This is a genomic window from Pseudomonas sp. (assembly GCF_049590575.1).
In the GTDB taxonomy this organism is placed as follows: Bacteria; Pseudomonadota; Gammaproteobacteria; order Pseudomonadales; family Pseudomonadaceae; genus Aquipseudomonas.
The window spans coordinates 1-26,857 of record NZ_JBAWDE010000030.1; the positions used below are offsets into that span (position 1 = coordinate 1).

A 26,857-nucleotide genomic window follows, 5' to 3' on the forward strand; every position below is an offset into this window, starting at 1 on the left:
CCCACATCTTTAGAAAATGTAGTCAGTGGTCAAGAAGCTGGAGTCGCGGTTGCGCAGGATGTCGCTGACCAGCGCCTTGTTGCTTTCCTGGAACTTGGTCGCCACCAGGGTGCGGATCGAGAACACCCGCAACGCGTCATGTACCGACAGCGTGCCCTCGGCCGAGTTCTTGCGCCCGTTGAACGGGAAGGTGTCCGGCCCGCGCTGGCACTGGGCGTTGATATTGATCCGGCCCACCTGGTTGGCGAACACGTCGACCAGGCGCCCGATCTCTACAGCGTTGGTGCCGAACAGGCTCAGTTGCTGGCCGAAGTCCGAATCCAGCACGTACTCGATCACCGTGTCCAGGTCGCGGTAAGGCACGATGGGCACCACCGGGCCGAATTGCTCCTCGTGGTACACGCGCATCTGCGGGTTCACCGGGTACAGCACCGCCGGGTAGAAGAACGAACCGCGGCAGGTGCCGCCGTTGTCATTTACCACCTGGGCACCGTGCTCGGCGGCGTCGGCCACCAGGGCGTTGAGGTAGTCGACCTTGCCGACTTCCGGCAACGGGGTCAGCGAGACGCCGTCTTCCCAGGGCATGCCGGGTTTCAAGGTGGCGAGCTTGGCGTTGAATTTCGCGATGAAGCGCTCGACCACGTCCTCGTGCACAAACAGGATTTTCAACGCGGTGCAGCGCTGGCCGTTGAACGACAGCGAGCCGGTCACCGCCTCGCTGACGGCATTGTCCAGGTCGACCTCGGGCAACACGATGCCGGGATTTTTTGCGTCCAGGCCCAATGCGGCACGCAAGCGGTGTGGCTTGGGGTGGAGTTTTTTCAGGTCACTGGCGGCCTTGTTGGTGCCGATGAACGCAAAGATATCGATCTTGCCGCTGGCCATCAGGGCGCTGACGGTTTCACGGCCGCTGCCGTAGATCACGTTGATCACCCCGGCCGGGAAGCTATCGCGAAACGCTTCCAGCAACGGGCGGATCAACAGCACGCCAAGCTTGGCCGGTTTGAACACCACGGTATTGCCCATGATCAACGCCGGGATCAGCGTGGTAAACGTCTCGTTCAGCGGGTAGTTGTAAGGCCCCATGCACAGCGCGACGCCCAATGGCACGCGACGGATCTGGCCGAGGGTGTCCTGTTCCAGTTCGAAGCGGCTGCTGCGGCGGTCGAGTTCCTTGAGGGCGTTGATGGTGTCGGTGATGTAGTCGCAGGTGCGGTCGAACTCTTTCTGCGAGTCCTTGAGGTTCTTGCCGATCTCCCACATCAACAGCTTGACCACCGCATCGCGTTGTTCACGCATGCGGCGTAGAAATGCTTCGACGTGCTGGATGCGATCAGCCACGCGCATCGTTGGCCATTCACCCCGGCCGCGGTCGTAGGCGCGCACGGCGGCGTCGAGGGCGGTGAGAGCGGTATCGGCGTCGAGCAGCGGGGTGCTGCCGATATGCACGCGTTCATCGCCCAGTTGCACCGGGCTAAGCACTTGAGCCAGCGGGCCGTTCCACACCTGCAACTGGCCGTCTACCAGGTAATCACGCTGTTCAATGGGCGCCCCCAGACGGAATTGTTCGGGAATCTCTGCAGTGGAGGCGGGAAACAGCTGGGCGAGCAGGTTGCTGGTGGTCATGTTGCTACCCCTGAAATAGTTGCAAAACTTGACTAGCTGGCATTTGACTAAAGAGTCACCCAACACGGGGCTCTATGGCAAGGCTTGCGCGCTTTCCGCTACGCACGGCTACGCGTGGCGGGTAAACTGCGCGGCTTTTCAGAAGGAGTTCACATGAGTCATTACCAGCCGGGCATTCTTGCTGCACCGGTGCCGTTGCAGGCACGCCATCTGTTTTTCGCCGTGCAGACACTGGCGGCCGTGCCCGCTGCGTTGGACGCGCTGGTGCAGTTGGCCGATTCGGCGGCAGTGGTCGGGTTTGGCGAGCCGCTGGTAACCGCGCTGGGTGCAACGCTTGACGGCCTGCGCGCATTCCCGACTGTCAGCGGGCCGGGCGCGCACAACCCGTCGACCCAGCAGGCGCTGTGGGTATGGCTGCACGGCATTGATCGCGGTGAGCTGTTGCTGCGCAGCCGCTCGCTTGAAAAGGCCCTGACCCCGGCGTTTCGCCTGGAGCAATCGATCGAGGGGTTCCGCTACAAGACCGGCTTCGACCTCACCGACTACGAAGACGGCACCGAAAACCCTCACGATGACGCCGCGGTAGAAGCCGCCCTGACCGACAGTGGCGCCAGCTTTGCCGCGATCCAGCAGTGGCAGCACGACCTCGACGGTTTCGCCGCCTTACCGGCCCAGGCGCGCGATCACATCATCGGCCGCCGCCATGGCGACAATGAAGAACTCGAAGATGCCCCCGAATCGGCCCACACCAAACGCACCGCCCAGGAAAGCTTCACCCCGGAAGCCTTCGTGGTGCGCCGCTCGATGCCGTGGGCCGAGAATGGCCAGGCGGGTTTGATGTTCCTCGCGTTTGGCCATTCCTTCGACGCGTTCGAAGCGCAGCTGCGCCGCATGAGCGGGCTCGAAGACGGGATTGTCGATGGCCTGTATCGCATCAGCACGCCGTTGACCGGTGGCTATTACTGGTGCCCGCCGGTCATTGATGGGCATCTGGACCTGAGCGCGATCTCTATCCCATGCCAGGGCCAACATGAAAATTGCGACAGCCAAGCAATCCAGCCCTGAAAAAATCCCCAGCTACCCGTAATCTAGAGGCCTTTACCACCTGTGCGGATTGTTCATGTCTTCTGTTGCCGATGGGCTGCCCCTCAATAAACGCCTGCCGGCCGTGATCGCGATCTCCCTGGGGATCGGCATGGCGACCCTGGACACGGCCATCGTCAACACCGCGCTGCCGACCCTGGCCGAGGGGATCGGCACCGATTCCGCCTCGGTGATCTGGGTGGTCAACGCCTACCAGCTGGCGATTATTGCCACGGTGCTGCCGTTTGCGTCCCTCAGTGATGTGCTGGGGCATCGCCGCGTGTACCTCGGCGGGTTGCTGGTGTTTATCCTGTCGTCGCTGTTTTGCGGCCTGGCCGGTTCGCTGGTGACCCTGACGGCCGCGCGGGTGGTGCAGGGGCTGGGCGCCGCCGCAATCATGAGTGTGAACACCGCGCTACTGCGGCATATCTACCCGTCGAAGATGCTCGGCCGTGGCCTTGGCTACAACTCGCTGGTGGTGGGGCTTGCGTTTACCCTGGGGCCGACCGCTGCGTCGGCGATCCTGTCGGTGGCGACCTGGCATTGGCTGTACCTGATCAATGTGCCATTGGGGCTGCTGGCCCTGGCCCTGGGCCTGCGTTCATTGCCGACCCTGCCGATGACCGGGCACGCCTTCGACCGTTTGGCGGCCGTGTTGTGTGCCGGGCTGTTCGCCTTGCTGGTGCTGGGCCTGGGCACGGCGGTGCACGGTGCCCAAGGGGCGCTGACCCTCGGCCTGGTCGCCGTCGCGCTGGTGTGTGGCGCCTTGCTGTTGCGTCGTCAGGCCGGTCACCCGGCGCCGATGTTGGCGCTGGACCTGTTCAAGCGACCGGTGTTTGCCTTGTCTTCCCTCACGGCCATTTGTGCCTTCAGCGCCCAGGGCCTGGCCTTTGTGTCGCTGCCCTTTCTGTTGCAGGCGGTGCTTGGGCACAGCCAGGTGGAAACCGGGTTTCTGATGACGCCGTGGCCGGCTGTGGTTGCAGTGATGGCGTTGGTTGCGGGGCGCCTGGCGGACCGCGTGTCGCTGGGCGCGTTGTGCGGCATCGGGTTGTTGATGCTCAGCGTGGGCATGGCCGCGCTGGCCAGCCTGGGCGCTGGCGCGTCGGCGGTTGATATCGGCTGGCGCATGGCGCTGTGCGGTGCGGGTTTCGGTTTTTTCCAGTCGCCCAACCTCAAGGCCTTGATGACCAGCGCCCCGTTGGCACGCAGCGGCGGGGCCAGCGGCATTGTGGCGATCTCGCGCTTGCTGGGGCAGACGCTGGGCGCGTCGTTGGTAGCGCTGTGTTTTCACCTGTTCGTCAACAGCGGCCCGCAATACGCGCTGTGGCTGGGCTGCGTGTTTGCCCTGGTGGGCGCCGTGGCCAGTGGCCTGCGTTTGCTGCCTTATGGGAAAAAGGCGTTGTAAAACCAGGCGCGGGGAGGCTACCGTGGCCGCCTGAGTATTTCGGGATGTTTCAGATTTATGTCCACTCTGGCCCTCCGCACCGCTGATACCCATTCCCGCCGCGCCGCGCTGACCCTAGCCTTATGCCTGCCCAGTGACGTGTTGCTCTACCTGTTGCTGCCCATGGAATCCCAGGCCTTCGGTATTACCCTGGCCCAGGCCGGGGTGCTGCTGGCGGCCAACCGCCTGGTGCGGATTTTCGGCTACCGCCATGTGTTGAATTTCTACGCGCGCAACGGTGATCGGCTGACCTGCATGATCGCCGCCGGGGCTGCGACGCTGTGTGCCTTGGGCAATTCAATGTTCTCAGGCTTCGCCGCGTTGCTCGGGCTGCGGCTGGTGTGGGGCCTGTGTTTTGCCGCGTTGAACCTGTCGACCCAAGTGCTGGCGACCTCGGAACCCGCCGGTGCCGCACGCCGGGCCGGGCGTTCGCGGGCCTTGATTGCCCTGGGCCCGATGCTGGCGTTGCCGTTGGGAGGCTGGTTGACGCTATGGGCCGGGCCGCGTCCGATCTTTGTGATCCTGGCCGGCTGCTGCCTGATAGGTCTGTGGATGGCGCGTGGCTTGCCTGACAGCGGGCATGATTTGCACAGCACGCCGGGGCGCCGTTTCAAGTGGCCCGACAGTGTGGCGGTGTGGTCGTTTATCGAAGGCGTGGCGCTGGATGGGCTGTTTATCTTTGGCTTGTCGATCCAGGCGCAGAAGCTGCTGGGCGGCGACGCGGTGCTGATCGCCGGGGGCTTGATGGCGCTGCGGTATGTGTCGGAAATGCTTCTGAGCCCCCTGGGTGGACGCGCGGCCCAGCACTTCGGCGCGACCTCGATGCTGTTGCTGTTTTCGTTCCTGAGTGCCCTGGCCCTGACCGCGTTCGGCAGCTACTGGGTGATTATCGGCGCGGCAGCGGTGCTGGTGCTGCGCGCGTTGCAGCTGCCGCTGGTAACCACCCTGGTGGCCGAGCGCAACCCCGGCGCGATGCGGGTGTCGGCGCTGGCCTCGAACGCGGTGTGGCGGGATATCGGTGCGGGTCTCGGGCCACTGCTCGCGGGCCTGTTGCTGCCGATTGCTTCGGCGCCCTGGGTGTTCGGCGTGGCGGGTGCGGCGATTGCCGTGAGCGCGGTGTTCTGCTGGCGGGCAAGGACGGCCACGGCCTGAGTTACCGGCTGTTCAATGCCTCCAGCCAAGCAGGATCGAAGCGAGTCTGCTCGGTGTCGATCCCCAGCGTCTGCATCCTGGCCTTATGCGCTTCGATTTCCCCGACCAACTGCGCCTGGCTGCTGGAATTGGCATCCAGCTCGTGCATCTGTGTCAGCCCCAAGTGATAGAAGCGCAACAGCTTGATCGCCGTCGGGTCGTTGGCCTGCACCCGCTCGGTCACAGTGTGCATCACGTTGGTCACGCTCATCAGGCTGCGCTTGAGCTGCCAGCCATACACCGCCGCCGCCATCCATGGCTGGCGCCAGAACGGGCCGCGCACCAGGGCAAGCGTGATCAGCACCCCGGCGAAGACACCGCCGACATTGAAGCGCAAATTGTCACCGCCGGGTTCGCCGAACAGCATCACCGCCAGGCTCGACAGCAGCATCGCCAGGGCCAGGAACGTTATCGCCACGATCAGCGTGCTGCGCCGGGTCTGTTGGCGGTAGGTGGCGGGGTCGCAGGGTTTGAGCTCGAACATCCGGGTTATGCCTCCAGCAGGGGGCCGGCATCATCTCACGCTTGGGCAAACAAGTTGAACGATGGATCACGGCGGTTTCTCTAAACCTGTGTAGTCCCTTTGAGGAGAACCGACATGTCTGAATACAACCAGCCACCCCCCGGTACACCCGACCCCGATCGCACCCCCGGTGAAGAAGAGCGCGACAACGATGCGTTGCGCCCTAACGATCCGAAAGAGCGTGACGAAAACCATGATGTAGAGCGCGTTGAGGATGAGCTAGAACACCTCCACGACAAGGCTCGCCCGCTGTAACAGGAGACTGAGATGAACAATCGCCCGGATGGCCCAGCGTCCAACGAACAGGCCGACGACAAGGATGAGTTGGGTTTCGACCCTGACTCCCCGGATGTGTCCGACCCGCAGGTCGACCCCATCGGTGCTGCCATAGCGCCGTTGGACAAGCAGGAAAAGGACAAGGATGAGACGAAAAAAAAGCCGCCCTACGATCCGTTGGGCGACTTGAAGCCATAAACGAGCCCCGCCCTTGAGCGGGGCTTTTTATTTACTTGGGCGGCAGCCAGGTGACTTCGGTGATACCAAACTTCTCGGCCCAGGGGCGAGTGGTTTTCTTCACCTGTTCGTGGCCCACGCGGCCGATCCGGCTGACGTGTGCAATGTCGGCATCAACGGCCGCCCAGTGCCAGGCCTCGGCGTTGTTCATCACTTCGGCGCGCACCACAAAGGACTTCGGTTGACCGTGCAGCTGATAGTTGATGGTGTAGATTTTTGCGGTACTCATGTTGCCTCCCTGTCTTGTTATAGATGGATAGGAAAGCGTTCAAAAAGGTTCAGTCAAAATGACAAGTTGCACGCGCCTCGGTGAAGGCGGGTCTGGAGAGTGCTGAGATAGAGCCTTCGCTTTACCGTTTTAGCGCCAAATTGGTGCAAATTAATTCGAACCTTTCGCGCAGACCGGCGTTCGAACACGTTCCTGAATAATTTGCTCACCAGACAAGGAGATGTAAAACGATGTCCAGGCTATTCGGAATGCTCTTGAAGAATACCTCGGTGCTGGCGCTGGTTGCCGCGCCCGCCGTGGTGTTCGCTGCACCGTCCACCGACCCGATTTCCACCTTCGGGATCCAGGGCAGCTACAACGACTTCAAACTCGAAGGCGGCAGCGAGAGCGACAAGGACCACATGCCCGAAGCGGGGCTGTTCTACAACTTCGGCAACAAGCTCACCGCCGAATCCGGTTTTATCTACCAGGCCGGCATCGAAGCCAAGTACGGCGAAAAAAGTGACAACAAACTGAAGGAAGGCCAGGCCGACCTGGACCTTGGCTGGCGTGCCGCGCTGGATGCACGCAACTTTGTCGACGTGATCGTGGGTGGCGGCTATAGCTGGACCCGCTATGAGCCGGACACCAACGACTACGACGTCAAGCTCACCAGCAAATCCCCGTTCGCCAAGGCGGCCCTGGGCTACAACCACCAGTTCGATGACATGACCCTGCGCGTCGAAGCCGGTGCCCGTCGCACCATTGATGGCCGCGCCAAGCTCAAGGTGGACGACGTGGGCAGCGACACCGTGGACCTCAAGGACCGCACCAACCCGTACGCCGAAGTCAGCCTGTTGATGAACCAGAAGGGCGACCTGCCAGTGATGGCGGGCCTGTACTACACCCGCACCGAGTACAAGCTCGACGAAGACTCGGCAGTGGCCGACAACACCAAGCTCAAGCGTGACGAGTATGGCTTCAAGGTCGGTATCGCCTTCTAAAGCGCCTGCCCTTGGTCCTGAAACGCCCCGACTGGATCGGGGCGTTTTTTTTGTCGGTCAGGTCAGGGCGGCGAGCTGCGCGACGGTTTCCGGAAAGCGCGCTACCAAGCGAATCAAGGTGGCGGCCTGGGCGTTGGGCTTGGCCCGGCCTTGTTCCCAGTTTTCCAGGGTACGCACATTGGTGCGCAGGTACATGGCGAACACTGAGCGCGAAAGGTTGAGCTGTTGGCGTACAGCTACCACTTCTTCGGCGGTCAGCGGGGCCAGGTTGTTGAGGTGGACCTTGTGAGTACGCAAGGTGACTTTGCCCCGGCGTTCGTCGGCCAATGCGTCGAAGCCTTCGACCAGTTCGGAAAAGATTTCACGTTTCATGGGTGTATTCTCGCTTTGATTTCCCTGTCCAGCATGTGTTTTAGGGCTTTCTTGTGGTGGGGGGCCAGGTCGTCCTGTTCGTGTTTGCCGTACAGGGTGAATAGCCAGAATTGCGTGCCGCCTGACCACCAGTAGTCAATGACCCGCAGGCCACCGCGTTTGCCTTTGTTGCGTCGCTCATCGACAAAGCGAACCTTGCGCAGCCCGCCCGTGCCCTCGATCACGTCGCCTGCTTCCGGGTTTTTCATCAACTCCTGTTGAAAACCGTGGAACAGCTTGTCACTCAGATAGTCCTTGCGATGCCGCTCGAAGGCGGGCAGTTCTATAAATAGAGCATCCATGTTCTGTACGTGACCTGCGTATAGTCTGTGGGCCCACTCGCTTGGGGTCAAGTGACCTCGCTGTGGGAACTTTCCTAAAACGCAGCCACCATACGGCGGCCTCCGGCGCATGGATGCCGGACGTGTAGGTATATGAGATAGGCAATTTCTGCGAGCGGGGCAGGGTAGAGTTACTGTGCCCCAGAAATGCAAAACGGCGCCCGAAGGCGCCGTTTTGTTAATTGCATCAACCTAAGCGATCAAACGCCCAGCACCGCGTGCTGCACCAGGGTGAGCAACGGTTGTGGGTACACGCCCAGGAAGAACGCGAGCAGGGCGATGGCCAGCAGCATCACGCCACCGGCTTTCTGTTCCCAGTGCAGCTCGGCGTCCACACGGCGCAGGTTTGGCTCGATCAGGTACAGGGTGACCATCACGCGCAGGTAGTAGAACACGCCGATGGCGCTGCCCAGTACCAGCGAGGCAACCAACCACCACTCGTGCGCTTCAACACCGGTAGCGACGATGTAGAACTTGCCGATAAAGCCCGCGGTCAGCGGAATACCGGCGAGGGACAGCATCATCACGGTGAGTACGGCAGTCAGGTACGGACGGCGCCAGAACAGGCCGCGATACTCGTACAGGGCGTCAGCGTCACGGCCTTTGAACGGCGAGGACATCAACGTGATCACGCCGAACGCGCCAAGGCTGGTGATCACGTAGGTGACCAGGTACACGCCCATCGCTTCCACGGCCAGGCCTTTGCTCGCCACCAGGGCGATCAGCAGGTAGCCGAAGTGCGCGATGGAGGAGTAACCGAGTAGACGCTTGAGGTTGTTCTGGGTCAGGGCCAGCAGGTTACCGAACAGGATCGACGCGATGGCGATAATGGTCAGCACGTTGCTCAGCACGCCAGTGTTGGCAGCCGGCGAGATCTGGAACAGACGCACCATCACCGCAAACACGGCAACCTTCGACGCCGTAGCCAGGAACGCAGCCACCGGCGCCGGGGCGCCTTCGTACACGTCCGGGGTCCACAGGTGGAAGGGCACCAGCGACAGCTTGAACGCCAGGCCGATCAGCATCATCGCCAGGCCCAGTTGGGCAATCGGCGCAGGCATGCTGGTCGCTGCCAGCGCGTGACCGATACCGGTGAAGCTCAGGCTGCCGGCTTCTGCGTAGAGCAGGGCCATACCGAACAACAGGAACGCGGAACCGGCGGCCGACAGCACCATGTACTTGATGCCGGCTTCCAGGGAACGTTTGTTGAAGAAGGCGTAGGCCACCAGGCCGTAAGTCGGGATCGACAGCAATTCCAGGCCGATAAACAAGCCCGCCAGGTGCTGCGCGCTGACCAGCACGATGCCACCGGCCGCAGCCAGCAGGATCAGCAGGTACAGTTCTTCCTTGTTGCCAGGGTAGCCGGTGCCGCCTTCGCCGAGGTAGGCGTGGGCGAGGGTGACGCAGGCCAGGGTGGCGACGAGGATCAACGCGATATACAGCAGCGCGAAGTCATCAATCATCATCAGCGGGGTCACGGCCAGTGGCGCAACCTTGAGTGCCGGAATGATCGACAGCAGGGCCAGGTTCAAACCGGCACAGGACAGCAGGAACGTTTGCGAGTGATTGCGGCGCCAGGCGATCGCCAGCATCACCACCACGATGGTGAGGCTGGTAATCAGCAGCGGCGCAAGCGCGATAAAGTGTTGGATCGTGAATTCCATAGCGCTCTTACCGGGCCGAAGCGAGTTGAGAGAAGGCGGTGCCGAACCACTGCTGCACGCCATGCATCGTCGCGGCAGAAGTGTCCAGGAACGGTTGCGGGTACACGCCGATGTAGATCAGCAGTACCGCAAGGCCGAGCACCATGATCAGTTCGCGAGCATCCATCCCTTGCAGGACGGTGTCGGACTTGGCCGGGCCGAAGTAGGCGCGGTGGATCATGATCAGCGAGTAAACCGAACCGAACACCAGGCCGGAGGTAGCAATGGCGCTGATCCACGGTGTTTGCACGAAGGCACCCATCAGGATCAGGAACTCGCCGATGAAGTTACCGGTGCCCGGCAAGCCCAGGGATGCGGCGGCGAAGAACAGGCTGATCGCCGGCAGGTACGCAATGCGCGACCACACGCCACCCATTTCACGCATGTCACGGGTGTGCAGGCGCTCGTACAGCTGGCCACTGAGGATAAACAGTGCGGCAGCGGAGACCCCGTGGGCCAACATCTGGATTACCGCGCCCTGCAGCGCCAGCTGGCTCCCGGAGTAGATGCCGATCAGTACGAAACCCATGTGGGAAACGGACGAGAAGGCGATCAGACGCTTGATGTCGGTTTGCGCGAAGGCCAGGAACGCACCGTAGAAGATCCCGATCAGACCCAGGGTCATGGCGATCGGCGCGAACTCGGCCGAAGCGTTCGGGAACAGCGGCAATGCGAAACGCAACAGGCCGTAGGCAGCGGTTTTCAGCAGGATACCGGCCAGGTCCACGGAACCCGCGGTCGGCGCCTGGGCGTGCGCATCCGGCAGCCAGGAGTGGAACGGCACCACCGGCAGCTTCACCGCGAAGGCGATGAAGAAGCCGAGCATCAGGATGTATTCGGTGGTCAGCGACATCTTGGTTTTCAACAGGTCGGCGTAGTTGAAGGTAATCACGCCGGTGTTGTTGAAGTTGACCAGTACCAGACCCAGGATCGCCACCAACATGATCAGGCCGGAAGCCTGGGTGAAGATGAAGAACTTGGTCGCTGCGTAGATCCGGGTTTTCTTGCCGTCCGAAGAACTGTGACCCCAGAGCGCGATGAGGAAGTACATCGGCACCAGCATCATTTCCCAGAAGAAGAAGAACATGAACAGGTCCAGCGCGAGGAACACGCCGACAACACCGCCCAGGATCCACATCAGGTTCAGGTGGAAGAAGCCCACGTGACGCTGGATCTCTTTCCAGGAGCAGAGTACCGAGAGGATACCCAGCAGGCCGGTCAGCAGGATCATCAACAGCGACAGGCCGTCGAGGGCCAGGTGCACGTTGATGCCGAAGCGCTGGATCCACACGTGCTTGAATTCAAGCGCGAAGGTGGGATCGACACCCGGTGCCGGAGCAAATGAATAGTCGCCATGGGCCCACAGCCAGAGGCCGAGCGCGAGTTCCAGGGACATGGTCAGCAACGCAATCCAGCGGGGGAGGGTGGCGCCGAAGCGTTCACCCATCCAGCAGAGCAGGCCGCCGATAAAGGGGATCAGGATTAGCCAGGGCAGAATCATGACGGGCTCGTTTCCTTTCGCAAGTTCGCAAAGTGCATAGACATAGTCAGACCGCTACCACGACGATGGCGCCGATTACCAGGACGGCACCGGCCGCCATGGACGCTGCATACCAGCGCAATTGGCCGGTCTCGCTGCGGCTCAGGGCGGTGTGACCGGCCTTGGCGGCACGCGGGATCAAACCGATGGTCTGGTCGAGCGGGTCTTTGCGCAGAATATGGCTGATGGCCAGGTAAGGCTTGACGAACAGTTTGTCGTAGATCCAGTCGAAGCCCCAGGCAGCGAACCACCAGGCCGACAGGAAGCGGCCAATGCCACTGTTGGCGACGGCGGTCACGAAGCGACGCTTGCCGAGGAACAGCAGCGCGGCCAGCAGGATACCGGCCAGGGCGATGGCACCCGAGGCGATTTCCAGGCTGTGCTTGGCGGCGCCACCGGCATGCCCGGCGCTTTCCGGCAGGACACCGGCCAGTGGCGGCGTGATCATGGCGCCGATGAAGGTCGACAGGATGATCAGCACCGACAGCGGCAGCCAGTGCGAGATACCGTGGCCTGCGTGTGCTTCAGTCTTGGCTTCACCGTGGAAGGTGATGAAGATCAGGCGGAAGGTGTACAGCGAGGTCATGAATGCGCCCACCAGGCCTGCGTACAGCAGGTTCTGGTTGCCGCTGGCAAAGGCTTCCCAGAGGATTTCGTCTTTCGAGTAGAAACCGGCGGTCACCAGTGGCAGGGCGGCGAGTGCGGCACCACCGACGATGAAGCTGGCATAGGCCAACGGCAGTTTCTTCCACAGGCCGCCCATCTTGAAGATGTTCTGCTCGTGGTGGCAGGCCACGATCACCGCACCGGACGCCAGGAACAACAGGGCCTTGAAGAAGGCGTGGGTCATCAGGTGGAAGATCGCCGCGTCCCAGGCGCCAACGCCCAGGGCCAGGAACATGTAGCCGATCTGGCTCATGGTCGAGTAGGCGAGGATGCGCTTGATGTCGGTCTGCACCAGTGCGGCAAAGCCGGCGAGTACCAGGGTCACGCCACCGACGATGCCTACAAGATGCAGGATGTCCGGCGCCAGGGTGAACAGGCCGTGGGTACGCGCGATCAGGTAGACACCGGCGGTTACCATGGTTGCCGCGTGAATCAGTGCGGAAACCGGGGTAGGACCGGCCATCGCATCCGCCAGCCAGGTTTGCAGCGGCAGCTGCGCGGATTTACCCACGGCGCCACCCAGCAGCATCAGGGTCGCCAGGGTGATCCAGAAGTCGCCGACCTGGAATTTCTGTGGTGCCAGCACCAGCAGTTCCTGGATGTTCAGCGTGCCCACCTGTTGGAACAGGATGAACAGGCCGATGGCCATGAACACGTCGCCGATACGCGTGACGATAAATGCCTTGAGTGCGGCGTTACCGTTGTTGCGGTTGCTGTAGTAGAAACCGATCAACAGGTACGAGCATAGGCCCACGCCTTCCCAGCCGAAGTACAGGAACAACAGGTTATCGCCGAGCACCAGGAACAGCATGCTGGCGATAAACAGGTTGGTGTACGAGAAGAAGCGCGAGTAGCCCGCTTCACCGCGCATGTACCAGGACGCGAACAGGTGGATCAGGAAGCCCACACCCACCACCACGCCGAGCATGGTGATCGACAGGCCGTCGACGTAGAGGGCGAAGTTGGGCTTGAAGCCTTCCACCGACATCCACTGCCACAGCACCAGGGTGTAGTGGCCGCCTTCCGGCGGTGCCACGTTGAACTGCCAGATGACGTAGGCGGCAACGATGGCCGACAGGCCAATCGAACCCACGCCGATCAAGGCGGAGAGGTTTTCCGACCAGCGTCCACGGGAGAACGACAGCAGCAGGAAACCGATCAGGGGAAATACGAAAGTCAGAAAGATCATGTTCATCCGCGCATCTCACTGGCAGCGTCGATATCAAGCGTGTGGAAGCGACGATACAGCTGCAGCAGGATCGCCAGGCCAATACTGGCCTCGGCGGCTGCCAGGCTGATCACCAGGATGAACATCACTTGTCCATCCGGCTGGCCCCAACGGCTACCGGCCACGATGAACGCGAGTGCCGCGGCGTTCATCATGATTTCCAGGCTCATCAACACGAACAGAATGTTACGGCGAACCATCAGGCCGACCAGGCCAAGGCAGAACAGGATGCCGGCGACCGCCAGACCATGCTCCAAAGGGATAGCAGGCATCGTCATTGCTCCTTGGCTTCGTTGCGGCCCAAGTGGAAGGCGGTGATGGCTGCCGCGAGCAGCAGCATCGAAGCCAGTTCGACCACCAGCAGGTACGGGCCGAACAGGCTGATGCCCACGGCTTTGGCGTCCACGGTGGTGTGGCCGATGGCCTGGCCACTCTGGTGAGCGAACAGCACATACAACAGTTCACCCAGCAGCAAGGCTGCGAGGATCACCGGGCCGAGCCAGATGCCGGGCTTGAGCCAGACGCGTTCCTGAGCGACCGAAGCCGGCCCCAGGTTGAGCATCATCACCACAAACACGAACAGCACCATGATGGCGCCGGCGTAGGCGATCACTTCCAGCACACCGGCGAACGGTGCGCCGAGGCTGAAGAAGGTCATGGCCACGGCGATCAGCGAAATGATCAGGTAGAGCAGGGCGTGCACGGGGTTAGTGTTGGTGATCACGCGAAGCGTGGACACCACTGCAATACCCGATGCGAAATAGAAAGCGAATTCCATCTTTCTTCCTTAAGGCAGCAAGCTCTTCACGTTGATCGGCTCGGCTTCGTTTTGTGCGGCGCCTTTCGGCTTACCGGCAACGGCCATACCTGCAACACGATAGAAGTTGTAATCAGGGTTTTTACCGGGACCAGAGATCAGCAGATCTTCTTTCTCGTACACCAGGTCCTGACGTTTGAACTCGGCCATCTCGAAATCCGGCGTGAGCTGGATCGCGGTGGTCGGGCAAGCTTCCTCGCAGAGGCCGCAGAAAATGCAGCGCGAAAAGTTGATGCGGAAGAAGTCCGGGTACCAGCGACCGTCTTCGGTTTCAGCTTTCTGCAGGGAGATGCAACCCACCGGGCACGCCACGGCGCACAGGTTGCAGGCTACGCAACGCTCTTCGCCATCGGGGTCGCGGGTCAGTACGATACGGCCGCGATAGCGCGGCGGCAGGTATACCGCTTCTTCCGGGTATTGCAGGGTGTCGCGTTTGCGAAAGCCGTGACCGAACACCATCACCAGGCTTCGCAACTGGGTACCGGTACCCTTAACGATGTCGCCAATATATTTGAACATGGGTCAAATCCTCACTGAACCGCGCCCGCTGGCGTGTTCCACAACACAACGGCAGCAGTCACCAGCAAATTGATCAGGGTCAGCGGCAGGCAGAAGCGCCAGCTGAAATCCATCACCTGGTCGTATCGTGGACGCGGAATGGAAGCGCGCAGCAGGATAAACAACATGATGAAGAACGCGGTCTTCAGGAAGAACCAGAAGAACGCCAACTGCGGCAGGATGCCGAATGGTCCGTGCCAGCCGCCGAAGAACAGCGTGACCAGCAGGGCCGAGATCAAGATGATGCCGATGTATTCACCGACGAAGAACATGCCCCATTTCATGCCGGCGTATTCAATGTGGTAACCGTCGGCCAGTTCCTGCTCCGCTTCCGGCTGGTCGAACGGGTGACGGTGAGTCACGGCGACGCCAGCGATGAAGAAGGTACAGAAGCCGAAGAACTGCGGAATGATGAACCACAGGTTCTGCGCCTGGTACTCGACGATGTCGCGCATGTTGAACGAGCCGACCTGCACCACGATGCCCATCAGCGCGAGGCCCATGAACACTTCGTAGGACACGGTCTGGGCCGAGGCCCGCAAGCTGCCCAGCAGGGCGAACTTGTTGTTGCTCGACCAACCGGCGAACAGCACCGCGTAGACCGACAGACCGGCCATGGCGAAGAAGAACAGCAAGCCGATGTTCAGGTCCGCCACGCCCCAGGTCGGGGTGATCGGGATAACGGCAAACGCGATCAACAAGGCGCTCATGGCCACGACCGGTGCCAGGGTGAAGATCACCTTGTCGGCAAACGGCGGGGTCCAGTCTTCCTTGAAGAACATTTTCAGCATGTCGGCAGCGATCTGGAACATGCCAAACGGGCCGACGCGGTTCGGACCGTAACGGTCCTGCCACCAGCCCAGCAGGCGACGTTCGACGAAGCTGAGCAGGGCGCCCGCGACGACCACGGCCAACAGGATCACGATGGCCTTGACGACCGAGATGATCACGTCGATCACTTCAGGGGTGAACCAGGTCATTGCGCTGCCTCCTGCAGACCGTCAACGGTTTTGCCGAAGATCGCCGGCGGAATGCCCGCCAGGCCTTTGGGCAGTGCAACCAGGCCGGCACCCAGCTCATCGTTGATGCGCAGCGGCAGACGCAGGGTCTGGCCGGCCACGTTCAAGCTGAGCAGGGCACCGTCGTTGACGCCCAGGCGGTCGGCTTCGGACTTGGCCACGGACACGTAAGCGGCCGGGATGCGCTCTTGAACCGGTGCGGCTTTGGAAGAGGTCTCTTCGCTGCCGAACAGGTGGAACAACGGCACAACCTGCCAGGTGCCCTGGGCCGGGTTGAACGGACGCGGTACAGCGGCGAACCAGTTCAGCGAATCGCCGTGGGTTTCGATCAGGCGGGTGCCCGGGTCGCCGGCGCGGATATGCCCACCGACTTCGTCCTGGAACTTGTTCCAGGCCTGCGGCGAGTTCCAGCCCGGCGACCAGGCGAATGGCACCTGCTGACGCGGTTCAACCGAACCCGAGTAACCTTCCATGGAGAAGGCAAACGCGGTGTCGATGTCTTGTGGCGTACGCGGTTCGTGCACGCTGATGTCGGCACGCATGGCGGTACGCCCGGAGTAACGCAGCGGCTCACGGGCGAGTTTCAGGCCCTTGATACGGAACGCGGCAGACGGCGCAGCATCGACGATACGGGCCAGCTGCGGCGCGCTGGCAGCGGCAGCGGCGGTGACGTGGTCGAGCTGGGTCCAGTCGATCGGCTGGTTCAGCAGGGTCGCGCGCAGGGCATGCAGCCAGCGCCAGCCTTCGTGCACCAGGATGCTGGCGTCCATGTACTTCGGATCGAACACCTGGAAGAAGCGCTGGGCGCGGCCTTCCTGGCTGACCAGGGTACCGTCGCCTTCAGCGAAGGTGGCGGCGGGCAGCACCAGGTCGGCACGTTCGCTGGTGGCGGTCTTCTGGTGGTCGGCGACGATCAGGACCTTGGCGGCGTTCAGTGCAGCGTCAACCTTGGCGGCATCGGTGCGGGTGTACAGGTCGTTTTCCAGCACCACGATGGCGTCGGCGTTGCCGTCGGTCACGGCTTGCAGGGCGGCGTCCAGGGACTCGCCGCCGAGCATGGCCAGGCCGAGGCTGTTGGCTTCCGGCACGACCAGGCTGATGGAGCCGTTCTTGTCGCGCAGCTTCAAGGCTTTGGCGATGTTGGCGGCGGCTTCGATCAGCGCCTTGGAACCCAACGAGGTGCCGGCAATGATCAATGGACGCTTGGCGGCCAGCAGGGCGTCGGCGATGCGCTGGGCCAGTGCGGCGGCTTCGGAGTCCAGGCCGTCAACGGCCGGTGCGCTGGCGTCAAGGGCGTGGGCCACGGCGAAACCGATGCGGGCCAGGTCGTCCGGTGCGGCGTGGACGCATTCTTCGGCGATGTCGTCGAGCTTGGTTTCAGCGATGCTTGCGATAAACAGCGGGTTCAGCGCGTGCTGGCCGATGTTTTTCACCGCGGCGTCGAGCCAAGGCTGAACGCGCATGGCGTCGGCCATGTCTTCGGCTTTGCCTTTGACCGACTGACGCAGCGACAGCGCGATGCGCGCAGCGGTCTGGGTCAGGTCTTCACCGAGCACGAAAATCGCGTCGTGATCTTCGATGTCGCGCATGTTCGGCACCGGCAGCGGGCTGTCGTTCAGCACTTGCAGGACCAGGCGGATGCGCTCCAGCTCACCGGCTTCGATACCGGAGTAGAAGTGCTCGGCACCGACCAGCTCGCGCAACGCGTAGTTGCTTTCGAGGCTGGCGCGGGGCGAACCGATACCGACGATGTTGCGACCACGCAGCAGGTCGGCGGCTTTATCCAGCGCCGCGTCCAGGCTCAGCTTGGCACCATCGGCCAGCAGTGGCTGGCGTGGGCGGTCTTCGCGGTTGACGTAGCCATAGCCGAAACGGCCACGGTCGCACAGGAAGTACTGGTTGACCGAACCGTTGAAGCGGTTTTCGATGCGACGCAGTTCGCCGTAGCGCTCGCCCGGGGAGATGTTGCAACCGCTGGAGCAGCCATGGCAGATGCTCGGCGAGAACTGCATGTCCCATTTACGGTTGTAGCGCTCGGAGTGGGTCTTGTCGGTGAACACACCGGTCGGGCAGACCTCGGTGAGGTTGCCGGAGAACTCGCTTTCGAGCACGCCGTCTTCAACGCGACCGAAGTACACGTTGTCGTGGGCGCCGAAGACGCCGAGGTCGGTGCCGCCAGCGTAGTCTTTATAGAAGCGCACGCAACGGTAGCAGGCGATGCAGCGGTTCATTTCGTGGGAAATGAACGGGCCGAGGTCCTGGTTCTGGTGGGTACGCTTGGTGAAGCGATAACGGCGCTCGTTGTGGCCGGTCATCACCGTCATGTCTTGCAGGTGGCAGTGACCGCCTTCCTCACAGACCGGGCAGTCGTGGGGGTGGTTGGTCATCAGCCATTCGACAACGCTGGCGCGAAACGCCTTGGACTCTTCATCTTCGATGGAGATCCAGGTGTTGTCGGTGGCTGGGGTCATGCAGGACATGACGATACGACCACGGGTGTCGTTTTCGTCGGTGTACTGCTTGACCGCACACTGGCGACAGGCACCGACGCTACCGAGCGCGGGGTGCCAGCAGAAATAAGGGATGTCGAGGCCTAGTGAGAGACATGCCTGTAACAGGTTGTCTGCCCCATCGACTTCGAGCGCTTTGCCGTCTACGTGGATAGTGGCCATGGTTCAAAGTTCTTCGTTGGCCCGTTGTCAGCGGGCGTGGCTAATGGAATCTTGTTATTCATGTGCATCTACACAGCCATCAAGGCGTCAGCACATGAGAAAGCGAAGGGCACGGACCCTTCGCCTGGTTAAGCGTTACGCACCGACCATGGTCGGTGTCACCACCTGGTTCAGATCACCGGCGCGCGCAGGTGCGATGCCAGCCTCGAATTCAGAGCGGAAGTATTTGATTGCGCTGCCCAATGGCTCCACGGCGCCCGGTGCGTGAGCACAGAAGGTCTTGCCTGGGCCGAGGAAACCGACCAGCCCCAGCAGGGTCTCGATGTCACCCGGCTGACCTTCGCCTTTCTCGATCGCCATCAAGAGCTTCACGCTCCATGGCAGACCGTCACGGCACGGGGTGCAGAAGCCGCAGGACTCACGGGAGAAGAACTGCTCCATGTTGCGCAGCAACGAGACCATGTTCACGGTGTTGTCCACCGCCATCGCCAGGCCAGTCCCCATGCGGGTGCCGACCTTGCCGATGCCGCCGGCATACATCTGTGCGTCGAGGTGCTCGGGCAGCAGGAAGCCAGTGCCGGCGCCGCCGGGTTGCCAGGCTTTCAAGGTGTAGCCGTCGCGCATGCCGCCGGCGTAGTCCTCGAACAGCTCGCGTGCGGTCACGCCGAATGGCAGCTCCCACAGGCCAGGGTTCTTGACCTTGCCGGAGAAGCCCATGAGCTTGGTGCCCATGTCTTCGCTGCCTTCGCGGGCCAACGATTTGTACCAGTCCACGCCGTCGGCGATGATCGCCGGCACGTTGCACAGGGTCTCGACGTTGTTCACGCAGGTCGGCTTGCCCCACACGCCCACGGCGGCAGGGAAGGGCGGCTTGGAACGCGGGTTGGCGCGGCGGCCTTCGAGGGAGTTGATCAGTGCGGTTTCTTCACCGCAGATGTAACGCCCGGCGCCGGTGTGCACGAACAGCTCGAAATCGAAGCCGCTGCCCAGAATGTTTTTACCCAGCAGGCCCGCCGCCTTGGCTTCTTCCACGGCACGGGTGAGGTGCTTGGCGGCGGTGGTGTATTCGCCGCGCAGGAAAATGTAGCCACGGTAGGTTTTCAGCGCGCGGGCGCTGATCAGCATGCCTTCGATCAGCAGATGGGGCAGTTGCTCCATCAGCATGCGGTCTTTCCAGGTGTTGGGCTCCATTTCATCCGCGTTGCACAGCAGGTAGCGGATGTTGATGGATTCGTCCTTGGGCATCAGGCCCCACTTCACGCCGGTGGGGAAGCCTGCACCGCCGCGGCCTTTGAGGCCGGCGTCTTTCACGGTCTGGACGATATCGTCCTGGGCCATGTCGGCGAAGGCTTTGCGCGCAGCGGCGTAACCGTTCTTGGCCTGGTACTCGTCGAGCCATACCGGCTCGCCGTCGTCACGCAGGCGCCAGGTCAGTGGGTGGGTCTCGGGCGAACGCTTGATCAGGTTGGCCGGGCCGAAAGAGGTCAGGGTCATGGGTAGCCCTCGAGCAATTGGGTCACGCCAGCAGGCTGCACGTCACCGAATGTGTCGTCGTCGATCATCAACGCCGGCGCCTTGTCGCAGTTGCCCAGGCAGCACACCGGCAGCAGCGTGAAGCGGCCGTCCGGGGTGGTCTGGCCGAGGCCGATACCGAGCTTGCTCTGGATTTCGCTGACCACGGACTCGTGGCCACCGATGTAGCAGACCATGCTGTCGCACACGCGAATGATGTGGCGGCCCACCGGCTGGCGGAAGATCTGGCTATAGAACGTGGCCACACCTTCAACGTCGCTGGCGGGGATGCCGAGGATCTCGCCGATGGCGTAGAGGGCGCCGTCGGGCACCCAGCCACGTTCCTTCTGCACGATCTTCAAGGCTTCGATCGACGCCGCGCGCGGGTCTTCGTAGTGATGCAGCTCGTGCTCGATGGCCGAGCGCTCGGTTTCACTCAAGGTGAAACGGTCTGTCTGGATAAGCGTGCTGTTCATGCTTAGCGGTCCACGTCGGCCATAACGAAATCGATACTACCCAGGTACGCAATCAAGTCCGCGACCATCTCGCCTTTGATCACCGAAGGGATCTGCTGCAAGTGCGCAAAACTTGGGGTACGAATCCGGGTGCGGTAGCTCATGGTGCCGCCATCGCTCGTCAGGTAATAACTGTTGATACCCTTGGTCGCTTCAATCATCTGGAAGGACTCGTTGGCCGGCATGACCGGGCCCCACGAAACTTGCAGGAAGTGCGTGATCAGGGTTTCGATGTGCTGCAGCGTGCGTTCTTTCGGCGGCGGCGTGGTCAGCGGGTGATCCGCCTTGTACGGGCCGGCCGGCATGTTGCGCATGCACTGCTCGATGATCTTCAGGCTCTGGCGCATTTCTTCGACGCGCACGATGCAACGGTCGTAGGCATCGCCATTGGCCGCCAGCGGCACTTCGAATTCAAAGTTCTCGTAGCCCGAGTACGGGCGCGCTTTACGCAGGTCGAAATCGCAACCGGTCGAACGCAAGCCCGCACCGGTGACGCCCCATTCCAGGGCTTCTTTGGTGTTGTACTGCGCGACGCCGATGGTGCGGCCTTTGAGGATACTGTTGTCGAGCGCGGCTTTCTGGTATTCGTCCAGACGCTTGGGCATCCAGTCGATGAATTCCTTGACCAGGCGCTCCCAGCCGTTCGGCAGGTCGTGGGCCACGCCGCCGATGCGGTACCAGGCCGGGTGCAGGCGGAAACCGGTGATGGCTTCGATGACCTTGTAGGCGCGCTGACGGTCGGTGAAGGTGAAGAACACCGGGGTCATGGCGCCGACGTCCTGGATGTAGGTACCCAGGAACAGCAGGTGGCTGGTGATGCGGAAGAACTCGGCCATCATGATGCGGATGGTGTCGACGCGGTCCGGCACTTTGATACCGGCCAGCTTCTCGACCGAGAGCACGTACGGCAGGTTGTTCATCACGCCGCCGAGGTAGTCGATACGGTCGGTGTACGGGATGAAGCTGTGCCACGACTGGCGCTCGGCCATCTTCTCGGCGCCACGGTGGTGGTAGCCGATGTCCGGCACGCAGTCGACGATTTCTTCGCCGTCCAGTTGCAGGATGATGCGGAAGGCACCGTGAGCCGAAGGGTGGTTCGGGCCCAGGTTGAGGAACATGTAGTCCTCGTTGGTGCCGGAGCGTTTCATGCCCCAGTCTTCCGGCCGGAAGCGCGCAGCTTCTTCTTCAAGCTGTTGCTTGGCGAGGTTGAGGCTGAACGGGTCGAATTCGGTGGCGCGTGCAGGGAAGTCCTTGCGCAGCGGGTGACCTTCCCAGGTCGGCGGCATCATGATGCGCGTCAGGTGCGGGTGGCCCGGGAAGTCGATCCCGAACATGTCCCAGACTTCACGCTCGTACCAGCTGGCGTTCGGCCAGATACCGGTCACGGTCGGCACGCTCAGGTCGCTTTCGGACAGGGCGACCTTGATCATCACGTCGCTGTTACGTTCGATCGACAGCAGGTGATAGAACACGGTGAAATCGGCGCCGCTCGGCAGCCCCTGGCGCTTGGTGCGCAGACGCTCGTCCACACCATGCAGGTCGTAGAGCATGACGTATGGCTTGGGCAGGTTGCGCAGGAAGGTCAGGACTTCGACGAGCTTGGCGCGCGCCACCCACAGCACCGGCATACCGGTGCGTGTGGCCTGGGCGGTGAAGGCGTCAGGGCCAAAACGGTTATTGAGTTCGACAACCACGTCCTGGTCGTCTGCCTTATAAGGCGGGATGTACAGAGCACTGCCTGTAGTCATGGTTTTTTATCGCTTTCGGTCAACGTAAAGAATGAAGCCAGGTTTTCGTTCTATATAAGAAGCGGTGCTGGATCAGACTTCGTCGGGGCTGCGCAGATTGGTGACTGCGATTCGCTGTTCGCGGCGCTGTTCCTTTTGCGAAGGCATCTCGGCGCGGTATACGCCTTGATCGCCAACGACCCAGGAAAGTGGGCGACGCTCCTTGCCAATCGATTCCTGCAACAGCATCAAGCCTTGCAGGAAAGCTTCAGGGCGGGGCGGGCAGCCAGGCACGTAGACGTCCACGGGCAGGAACTTGTCCACCCCTTGAACCACCGAGTAGATGTCGTACATGCCACCGGAGTTGGCGCACGAGCCCATGGAGATAACCCACTTCGGCTCGAGCATTTGCTCGTAGAGACGCTGGATGATCGGCGCCATCTTGATAAAGCAGGTACCGGCGATAACCATGAAATCCGCCTGGCGCGGTGATGCCCGGATAACTTCGGCGCCAAAGCGCGCGATGTCGTGGGGCGCCGTGAAGGCGGTGGTCATTTCCACGTAGCAGCAGGACAGGCCGAAGTTGTACGGCCACAGGGAGTTCTTACGCCCCCAGTTGACCGCGCCACTCAGCACGTCTTCGAGCTTGCCCATGTAGATGTTTTTGTGGACTTGATCTTCTAACGGATCGGAAACGGTTTCGCGTTCGCCGATTGGGTACTGATCGTTAGGAGCATCCGGGTCGATCCTGGTGAGATTGTATTGCATCGCCAAAGCCTCATTGTTTCAGCTTCGCTTGCCGCTTACGACGAGCTTCCGGAGCCCAGTCAAGGGCGCCCACTCGAAATAGGTAGACAAGGCCTGCCAACAGAATTGCTATGAAAACGAGAGCTTCGACGAATCCGGTCCAGCCGCTTTCGCGGACGGACACAGACCAGGCAAAGAGAAAAAGGGCTTCGATATCGAAGATCACGAACAGCATCGCGACCAGATAGAATTTGGCTGAGAGCCGCAAGCGGGCGCCACCTGTAGGCAGCATGCCGGACTCGAACGGTTCATTTTTGCTGCGGCCCCAGGCTTTTGACCCGAGGAGGCTGGAGACGCCGAGCATGAAGGCACACAGGCCGACAACACCGAGGAGGAAAATGGCAAAGCCCCAGTTGTGGGCTATGAGTCCTGTCGCTTCGGTCATGCTGGAAATCCTTAACAGAGAGCAAAGGTCTCTGAGCTCGAAAAAGTAACGATGCAGTGACGATATGTCGCAGCGCAATCAATCGGGGTGATTTTATGGCTAAACACCGGGCAAGTAAAATTGCGAGAGCGAAATTATTCGTTGGAATAAGCACATAGTGCACCTCTTTGGGGCTGTAGCCCTTGTGGGGCGGGGATTAGCGGGCATTTAATGAATTGTGTTTTGTTTGCTCGGTAACGAAGTTTTCATGCGCCAAATGATAATGAATATTGTTTGCGTGGGGTTTAAGCGAATGTTTCTCGTGTGGCGGGGGAAGTTGCCGTTACTTGCTGGATTACCACTTAGTTGCAGCAGCCAATCTTTTAACCGATTTGAATCAGGCAAATACCGCTCTGGATCAATGTTTTGCCTCAAAATCCTGAGGTTGCATGCATTCCAATGTGGGAGGGGGCTTGCCGCCGATAGCGGTGTATCAATTTCACATGGGCTGGCTGGCACACAGCCATCGGGGGCAAGCCCCCTCCCACATTTTGAGTTTCATTGTGTCAGAGGGATTTGCACGGCCAAAAAAACGCCCCGAACCAGTCGGGGCGTGATTGTTGTGCGGCACTGCGGTTAGGCCTTCCTTGGGGCCGCAATGGCCGTGTACGCGGTGCTTAGTGGAACTGCTCTTCTTCGGTCGAACCGGTCAGCGCGGTCACGGACGAGGTGCCGCCCTGGATCACGGTGGTCATGTCGTCGAAGTAGCCGGTGCCCACTTCCTGCTGGTGCGCCACAAAGGTGTAGCCCTTGGCGGCGTCGGCGAATTCCTGCTCCTGCAGTTTCACGTAGGCAGTCATGTCATTGCGGGCATAGTCGTGCGCCAGGTTGAACATGCTGTGCCACATGTTGTGAATGCCGGCCAGGGTGATGAACTGGTGCTTGTAGCCCATGGCGGACAGTTCGCGCTGGAACTTGGCGATGGTCGCGTCGTCCAGGTTCTTCTTCCAGTTGAAAGAAGGCGAGCAGTTGTAGGACAGCAGTTGGTCCGGGTATTCCTTCTTGATCGCTTCGGCGAAACGACGGGCTTCGTCCAGATCCGGCTTGGCGGTTTCGCACCAGATCAGGTCGGCATACGGTGCGTAGGCCAGGCCGCGAGCAATGGCCTGGTCGAGGCCGGCGCGGACTTTATAGAAGCCTTCCTGGGTACGCTCGCCGGTCACGAACGGCTGGTCGTACGGGTCGCAGTCCGAGGTCAGCAGGTCAGCGGCGTTGGCGTCGGTACGCGCCAGGATGATGGTCGGCGTGCCGGCAACGTCAGCGGCCAGGCGAGCAGCGGTCAGCTTCTGCACGGCTTCCTGGGTAGGCACCAGTACCTTGCCACCCATGTGGCCGCATTTCTTCACGGACGCCAGTTGGTCTTCGAAGTGAACGCCGGCGGCGCCTGCTTCGATCATGCTCTTCATCAGTTCGTAGGCGTTCAGCACGCCACCGAAACCAGCTTCAGCGTCCGCCACGATCGGCGCGAAGTAGTCGATGTAGCCTTCGTCGCCCGGGCCTTTACCGGCTTTCCACTGGATCTGGTCGGCGCGGCGGAACGAGTTGTTGATGCGCTTGACCACGGTCGGTACCGAGTCCACCGGGTACAGCGACTGGTCGGGGTACATGGATTCAGCGGAGTTGTTGTCCGCCGCCACTTGCCAGCCGGACAGGTAGATCGCCTGGATGCCGGCTTTTACCTGTTGGACTGCCTGGCCACCCGTGAGGGCGCCCATGCAGTTGACGAAATCTTTGTCGGGACGGAAGGACGGCTTGGCGCCTTGGGTGACCAGGTTCCAGAGCTTTTCGGCGCCGAGTTTTGCAAAGGTGTGCTCGGGTTGAACCGAGCCACGCAGGCGGACGACGTCAGCAGCGGAATAAGCGCGGGTCACGCCTTTCCAGCGTGGGTTTTCAGCCCAGTCTTTTTCAAGGGCTGCAATTTGCTGTTCGCGTGTCAGTGCCATGGAAATAAACCTCGTCGCTTCTTGTTTGGAAAAACATCCGTTTTGCCGGCCGCACATTCAATGCGTGGGCAGGGCTGCTCGCTGATCAGAAGCGTAGGCGGTCAAGCCAGGTTTGGCGGGGAAGTCGACGGGATGAACGATGGCTCAAGGTGGAGTTGAGCAGGTAAGGGCGAACTGCGAACGGTCTTCGGGCGTCGTGGGCCTTTGTACGATCCATCAGTGTGTAGCCGGGTTACCTGGTTAGCTTCCGTCCCTCGGGACAACTTCGTTCCAGTCGCAACCTCGTCAAACACACCTTGTGGGCGGTACAGACACGAATCGGCTCAGTTGGGTAGCTTGGAGCGACGATCCGAAGGCCCTTGCCAGGGCCCCTGATTAGCGGGAGCGAGGCCATCATGCCCATGCTTTTTTGGATCGTCAAATGGTTTGTAGTGCTTTTTTTAAAGCACTACATCTTTAGTCTCATACGACTCGCCAGTCAGTTTTTGGTGCTTCAGTTCAAGGTGTCGACCTTGACCCGTAAAGTCAGGTCATCGCGGCCTTGCGTAGAGTAGCTGCGGGTTGTAGAGGATTTATCGGCCTGGGTCTGGCGATTGATGCCCGCCAGCGGAATCCACTCGCCGAGGCGCCCGCTGACGCTTGTGTCGGTACTTTGCACATTCACTACATCGGGACGTTCCTGGCTCATGCGGTCACGGTTGGTACTGATCGCCAGGTGTACGGTCTCGCCGGTGACGCTGGCCGTGACGTAGAAACCCTGGGTGACGTTGCGATAGTGCGTCTGGTTTTGCGGGCGACCATAGGCGTCAGGCTGGGTGGTGGTGAGCGGCACGCTCTGGCCGACCTGGATCAGCGCGGGCACGCCTTCGCTGGCCTGGATCTGCTGGATGCCGCCGTCACGGCTGGCGGTGCCGTAGCTGATGATGCGGGTTTGGCTGTCGCCAGTGTTCTGCTGATTGTTTTCGTTGGTATCGACGGTGATCAGCAGGCGCTTGGCGGGTGTGTCCAGTTGCGAGAGCAGGGCGCGCAGGTCCTGGATCTTGGCTGGGTCGGCCTTGACGATAAGTTGGTTGCCATAGGCGCTGACGGTGCCGTCCTTGCCGATGAAGTTTTGCGCCACGGGCAGCAGGTCGGCGCTGGTACGGTTGCTCAGGTTGACGACTTCGGTGTCGGCGATTGCCGAGCAGCTCGTGGTCAGGAGGAGGGCGGTGAGCAGGGTGCGTAGGGACATGTCCGTTATCTCTGCGAGTCATTTAGCGTGATAGTGCCAGTTTGTCGGCCTGGCGGGTCGCAAGTTGAATCGTAGACGGCAAAATGCCCTGGCATGGCAGGGCATTTCTGGTGTTACTGAAGGCGTCTTCGCAGGCAAGCCAGCTCCCACA

26 protein-coding genes are annotated in these 26,857 nt (G+C 61.3%); 6 read left to right on the plus strand and 20 right to left on the minus strand.

The window, feature by feature from the left end:
• Nucleotides 1–9: 9 nt before the first annotated feature.
• Nucleotides 10–1,626: an NADP-dependent glyceraldehyde-3-phosphate dehydrogenase gene (locus tag WBR57_RS02535; protein ID WP_424081822.1), complete on the minus strand. Its 1,617-nt coding sequence runs from the start codon at nt 1,624–1,626 to the stop codon at nt 10–12.
• A 153-nt stretch (nt 1,627–1,779) separates the two neighbouring features.
• Here WBR57_RS02535 and WBR57_RS02540 point away from each other — a divergent pair, with 153 nt between their 5' ends.
• Genes WBR57_RS02540 through WBR57_RS02550 form a run of 3 tightly spaced genes read left to right on the plus strand, consistent with a single transcriptional unit; the run spans nt 1,780 to nt 5,305 of the window.
• The gene (locus tag WBR57_RS02540) at nt 1,780–2,691 is read left to right on the plus strand and encodes a Dyp-type peroxidase (protein ID WP_424081824.1); all 912 of its coding nucleotides are present in this window, start codon (nt 1,780–1,782) and stop codon (nt 2,689–2,691) included.
• Nucleotides 2,692–2,746: 55 nt separating this feature from the next.
• Complete coding sequence (locus WBR57_RS02545; protein WP_424081826.1) at nt 2,747–4,114, plus strand: MFS transporter; 1,368 nt, start codon at nt 2,747–2,749, stop codon at nt 4,112–4,114.
• A gap of 57 nt (nt 4,115–4,171) precedes the next feature.
• The gene (locus WBR57_RS02550; protein ID WP_424081828.1) at nt 4,172–5,305 is read left to right on the plus strand and encodes an MFS transporter; all 1,134 of its coding nucleotides are present in this window, start codon (nt 4,172–4,174) and stop codon (nt 5,303–5,305) included.
• Nucleotide 5,306: 1 nt separating this feature from the next.
• Here the strand turns inward: WBR57_RS02550 and WBR57_RS02555 are convergent, their stop codons facing one another.
• On the minus strand, nt 5,307–5,828 hold the full coding sequence (locus WBR57_RS02555) for a DUF3087 family protein (protein WP_424081830.1): 522 nt from the start codon (nt 5,826–5,828) through the stop codon (nt 5,307–5,309).
• Nucleotides 5,829–5,942: 114 nt separating this feature from the next.
• On the opposite strand from WBR57_RS02555, the gene WBR57_RS02560 reads away from it, so the two are divergent.
• The gene (locus WBR57_RS02560; RefSeq protein ID WP_424081834.1) at nt 5,943–6,122 is read left to right on the plus strand and encodes a hypothetical protein; all 180 of its coding nucleotides are present in this window, start codon (nt 5,943–5,945) and stop codon (nt 6,120–6,122) included.
• A gap of 12 nt (nt 6,123–6,134) precedes the next feature.
• On the plus strand, nt 6,135–6,341 hold the full coding sequence (locus tag WBR57_RS02565) for a DUF6021 family protein (protein WP_424081836.1): 207 nt from the start codon (nt 6,135–6,137) through the stop codon (nt 6,339–6,341).
• A gap of 31 nt (nt 6,342–6,372) precedes the next feature.
• Here WBR57_RS02565 and WBR57_RS02570 read toward each other — a convergent pair whose 3' ends face one another.
• Nucleotides 6,373–6,609 (minus strand): DUF6555 family protein, encoded by a 237-nt coding sequence (locus WBR57_RS02570; protein ID WP_424081838.1) that lies wholly within the window; start codon nt 6,607–6,609, stop codon nt 6,373–6,375.
• Between the two features lie 230 nt (nt 6,610–6,839).
• Here WBR57_RS02570 and WBR57_RS02575 point away from each other — a divergent pair, with 230 nt between their 5' ends.
• Nucleotides 6,840–7,592, plus strand: a complete 753-nt coding sequence (locus tag WBR57_RS02575) for an outer membrane beta-barrel protein (protein ID WP_424081840.1) — start codon at nt 6,840–6,842, stop codon at nt 7,590–7,592.
• Between the two features lie 57 nt (nt 7,593–7,649).
• On the opposite strand, the gene WBR57_RS02580 is transcribed toward WBR57_RS02575, so the two are convergent.
• From WBR57_RS02580 to WBR57_RS02660, 17 genes are all read right to left on the minus strand, one after another.
• Entirely contained in the window at nt 7,650–7,964 is a 315-nt protein-coding gene (locus tag WBR57_RS02580; protein ID WP_424081842.1) for a helix-turn-helix domain-containing protein, read from the minus strand.
• The gene (locus tag WBR57_RS02585; protein ID WP_424081844.1) at nt 7,961–8,305 is read right to left on the minus strand and encodes a toxin; all 345 of its coding nucleotides are present in this window, start codon (nt 8,303–8,305) and stop codon (nt 7,961–7,963) included. Before WBR57_RS02585 ends, WBR57_RS02580 begins: the two co-directional genes overlap by 4 nt.
• Before the next feature lie 239 nt (nt 8,306–8,544).
• On the minus strand, nt 8,545–10,008 hold the full coding sequence (gene nuoN, locus WBR57_RS02590; RefSeq protein ID WP_424081846.1) for an NADH-quinone oxidoreductase subunit NuoN: 1,464 nt from the start codon (nt 10,006–10,008) through the stop codon (nt 8,545–8,547).
• Nucleotides 10,009–10,015: 7 nt separating this feature from the next.
• Nucleotides 10,016–11,548, minus strand: coding sequence for an NADH-quinone oxidoreductase subunit M (nuoM, locus tag WBR57_RS02595; RefSeq protein WP_010209575.1), 1,533 nt, complete (start codon nt 11,546–11,548; stop codon nt 10,016–10,018).
• A 46-nt stretch (nt 11,549–11,594) separates the two neighbouring features.
• Nucleotides 11,595–13,448, minus strand: a complete 1,854-nt coding sequence (nuoL, locus tag WBR57_RS02600) for an NADH-quinone oxidoreductase subunit L (RefSeq protein ID WP_424081848.1) — start codon at nt 13,446–13,448, stop codon at nt 11,595–11,597.
• Entirely contained in the window at nt 13,445–13,753 is a 309-nt protein-coding gene (gene nuoK, locus WBR57_RS02605; protein ID WP_003219560.1) for an NADH-quinone oxidoreductase subunit NuoK, read from the minus strand. Before nuoK ends, nuoL begins: the two co-directional genes overlap by 4 nt.
• 2 nt (nt 13,754–13,755) lie before the next feature.
• A complete protein-coding gene (gene nuoJ, locus WBR57_RS02610) occupies nt 13,756–14,259 on the minus strand; it encodes an NADH-quinone oxidoreductase subunit J (RefSeq protein ID WP_003219561.1) in 504 nt (167 codons plus the stop codon).
• Nucleotides 14,260–14,268: 9 nt separating this feature from the next.
• Entirely contained in the window at nt 14,269–14,817 is a 549-nt protein-coding gene (gene nuoI, locus WBR57_RS02615; RefSeq protein ID WP_003174725.1) for an NADH-quinone oxidoreductase subunit NuoI, read from the minus strand.
• A gap of 11 nt (nt 14,818–14,828) precedes the next feature.
• The gene (gene nuoH, locus WBR57_RS02620; protein ID WP_122541143.1) at nt 14,829–15,836 is read right to left on the minus strand and encodes an NADH-quinone oxidoreductase subunit NuoH; all 1,008 of its coding nucleotides are present in this window, start codon (nt 15,834–15,836) and stop codon (nt 14,829–14,831) included.
• A complete protein-coding gene (nuoG, locus tag WBR57_RS02625) occupies nt 15,833–18,547 on the minus strand; it encodes an NADH-quinone oxidoreductase subunit NuoG (RefSeq protein ID WP_424081850.1) in 2,715 nt (904 codons plus the stop codon). Before nuoG ends, nuoH begins: the two co-directional genes overlap by 4 nt.
• Before the next feature lie 135 nt (nt 18,548–18,682).
• Nucleotides 18,683–20,041 (minus strand): NADH-quinone oxidoreductase subunit NuoF, encoded by a 1,359-nt coding sequence (nuoF, locus tag WBR57_RS02630; protein WP_122541145.1) that lies wholly within the window; start codon nt 20,039–20,041, stop codon nt 18,683–18,685.
• Entirely contained in the window at nt 20,038–20,535 is a 498-nt protein-coding gene (gene nuoE, locus WBR57_RS02635; protein ID WP_003219568.1) for an NADH-quinone oxidoreductase subunit NuoE, read from the minus strand. The genes nuoF and nuoE overlap by 4 nt, the downstream gene beginning before the upstream one ends.
• A 2-nt stretch (nt 20,536–20,537) precedes the next feature.
• Nucleotides 20,538–22,322 carry an NADH-quinone oxidoreductase subunit C/D gene (gene nuoC, locus WBR57_RS02640; protein ID WP_025858969.1) on the minus strand — a complete coding sequence of 595 codons (1,785 nt, stop codon included), beginning with the start codon at nt 22,320–22,322 and terminating at the stop codon, nt 20,538–20,540.
• 72 nt (nt 22,323–22,394) lie between these two features.
• Nucleotides 22,395–23,069: a NuoB/complex I 20 kDa subunit family protein gene (locus WBR57_RS02645; RefSeq protein WP_012724951.1), complete on the minus strand. Its 675-nt coding sequence runs from the start codon at nt 23,067–23,069 to the stop codon at nt 22,395–22,397.
• A 10-nt stretch (nt 23,070–23,079) separates the two neighbouring features.
• Nucleotides 23,080–23,493: an NADH-quinone oxidoreductase subunit A gene (locus tag WBR57_RS02650; RefSeq protein ID WP_015372409.1), complete on the minus strand. Its 414-nt coding sequence runs from the start codon at nt 23,491–23,493 to the stop codon at nt 23,080–23,082.
• Between the two features lie 656 nt (nt 23,494–24,149).
• Nucleotides 24,150–25,475, minus strand: coding sequence for an isocitrate lyase (gene aceA / locus WBR57_RS02655; protein WP_025858968.1), 1,326 nt, complete (start codon nt 25,473–25,475; stop codon nt 24,150–24,152).
• Between the two features lie 493 nt (nt 25,476–25,968).
• Complete coding sequence (locus WBR57_RS02660; RefSeq protein ID WP_424081855.1) at nt 25,969–26,706, minus strand: secretin N-terminal domain-containing protein; 738 nt, start codon at nt 26,704–26,706, stop codon at nt 25,969–25,971.
• Between the last annotated feature and the right edge of the window lie 151 nt (nt 26,707–26,857).

Bases quoted from the DNA above. Each gene is read 5' to 3' on its own strand.
- WBR57_RS02535 (WP_424081822.1), bottom strand. From the start codon at position 1,626: ATGACCACCAGCAACCTGCTCGCCCAGCTGTTTCCCGCCTCCACTGCA.
- WBR57_RS02540 (WP_424081824.1), top strand. From the start codon at position 1,780: ATGAGTCATTACCAGCCGGGCATTCTTGCTGCACCGGTGCCGTTGCAG.
- WBR57_RS02545 (WP_424081826.1), top strand. From the start codon at position 2,747: ATGTCTTCTGTTGCCGATGGGCTGCCCCTCAATAAACGCCTGCCGGCC.
- WBR57_RS02550 (WP_424081828.1), top strand. From the start codon at position 4,172: ATGTCCACTCTGGCCCTCCGCACCGCTGATACCCATTCCCGCCGCGCC.
- WBR57_RS02555 (WP_424081830.1), bottom strand. From the start codon at position 5,828: ATGTTCGAGCTCAAACCCTGCGACCCCGCCACCTACCGCCAACAGACC.
- WBR57_RS02560 (WP_424081834.1), top strand. From the start codon at position 5,943: ATGTCTGAATACAACCAGCCACCCCCCGGTACACCCGACCCCGATCGC.
- WBR57_RS02565 (WP_424081836.1), top strand. From the start codon at position 6,135: ATGAACAATCGCCCGGATGGCCCAGCGTCCAACGAACAGGCCGACGAC.
- WBR57_RS02570 (WP_424081838.1), bottom strand. From the start codon at position 6,609: ATGAGTACCGCAAAAATCTACACCATCAACTATCAGCTGCACGGTCAA.
- WBR57_RS02575 (WP_424081840.1), top strand. From the start codon at position 6,840: ATGTCCAGGCTATTCGGAATGCTCTTGAAGAATACCTCGGTGCTGGCG.
- WBR57_RS02580 (WP_424081842.1), bottom strand. From the start codon at position 7,964: ATGAAACGTGAAATCTTTTCCGAACTGGTCGAAGGCTTCGACGCATTG.
- WBR57_RS02585 (WP_424081844.1), bottom strand. From the start codon at position 8,305: ATGGATGCTCTATTTATAGAACTGCCCGCCTTCGAGCGGCATCGCAAG.
- nuoN (WP_424081846.1), bottom strand. From the start codon at position 10,008: ATGGAATTCACGATCCAACACTTTATCGCGCTTGCGCCGCTGCTGATT.
- nuoM (WP_010209575.1), bottom strand. From the start codon at position 11,548: ATGATTCTGCCCTGGCTAATCCTGATCCCCTTTATCGGCGGCCTGCTC.
- nuoL (WP_424081848.1), bottom strand. From the start codon at position 13,448: ATGAACATGATCTTTCTGACTTTCGTATTTCCCCTGATCGGTTTCCTG.
- nuoK (WP_003219560.1), bottom strand. From the start codon at position 13,753: ATGCCTGCTATCCCTTTGGAGCATGGTCTGGCGGTCGCCGGCATCCTG.
- nuoJ (WP_003219561.1), bottom strand. From the start codon at position 14,259: ATGGAATTCGCTTTCTATTTCGCATCGGGTATTGCAGTGGTGTCCACG.
- nuoI (WP_003174725.1), bottom strand. From the start codon at position 14,817: ATGTTCAAATATATTGGCGACATCGTTAAGGGTACCGGTACCCAGTTG.
- nuoH (WP_122541143.1), bottom strand. From the start codon at position 15,836: ATGACCTGGTTCACCCCTGAAGTGATCGACGTGATCATCTCGGTCGTC.
- nuoG (WP_424081850.1), bottom strand. From the start codon at position 18,547: ATGGCCACTATCCACGTAGACGGCAAAGCGCTCGAAGTCGATGGGGCA.
- nuoF (WP_122541145.1), bottom strand. From the start codon at position 20,041: ATGACCCTGACCTCTTTCGGCCCGGCCAACCTGATCAAGCGTTCGCCC.
- nuoE (WP_003219568.1), bottom strand. From the start codon at position 20,535: ATGAACAGCACGCTTATCCAGACAGACCGTTTCACCTTGAGTGAAACC.
- nuoC (WP_025858969.1), bottom strand. From the start codon at position 22,322: ATGACTACAGGCAGTGCTCTGTACATCCCGCCTTATAAGGCAGACGAC.
- WBR57_RS02645 (WP_012724951.1), bottom strand. From the start codon at position 23,069: ATGCAATACAATCTCACCAGGATCGACCCGGATGCTCCTAACGATCAG.
- WBR57_RS02650 (WP_015372409.1), bottom strand. From the start codon at position 23,493: ATGACCGAAGCGACAGGACTCATAGCCCACAACTGGGGCTTTGCCATT.
- aceA (WP_025858968.1), bottom strand. From the start codon at position 25,475: ATGGCACTGACACGCGAACAGCAAATTGCAGCCCTTGAAAAAGACTGG.
- WBR57_RS02660 (WP_424081855.1), bottom strand. From the start codon at position 26,706: ATGTCCCTACGCACCCTGCTCACCGCCCTCCTCCTGACCACGAGCTGC.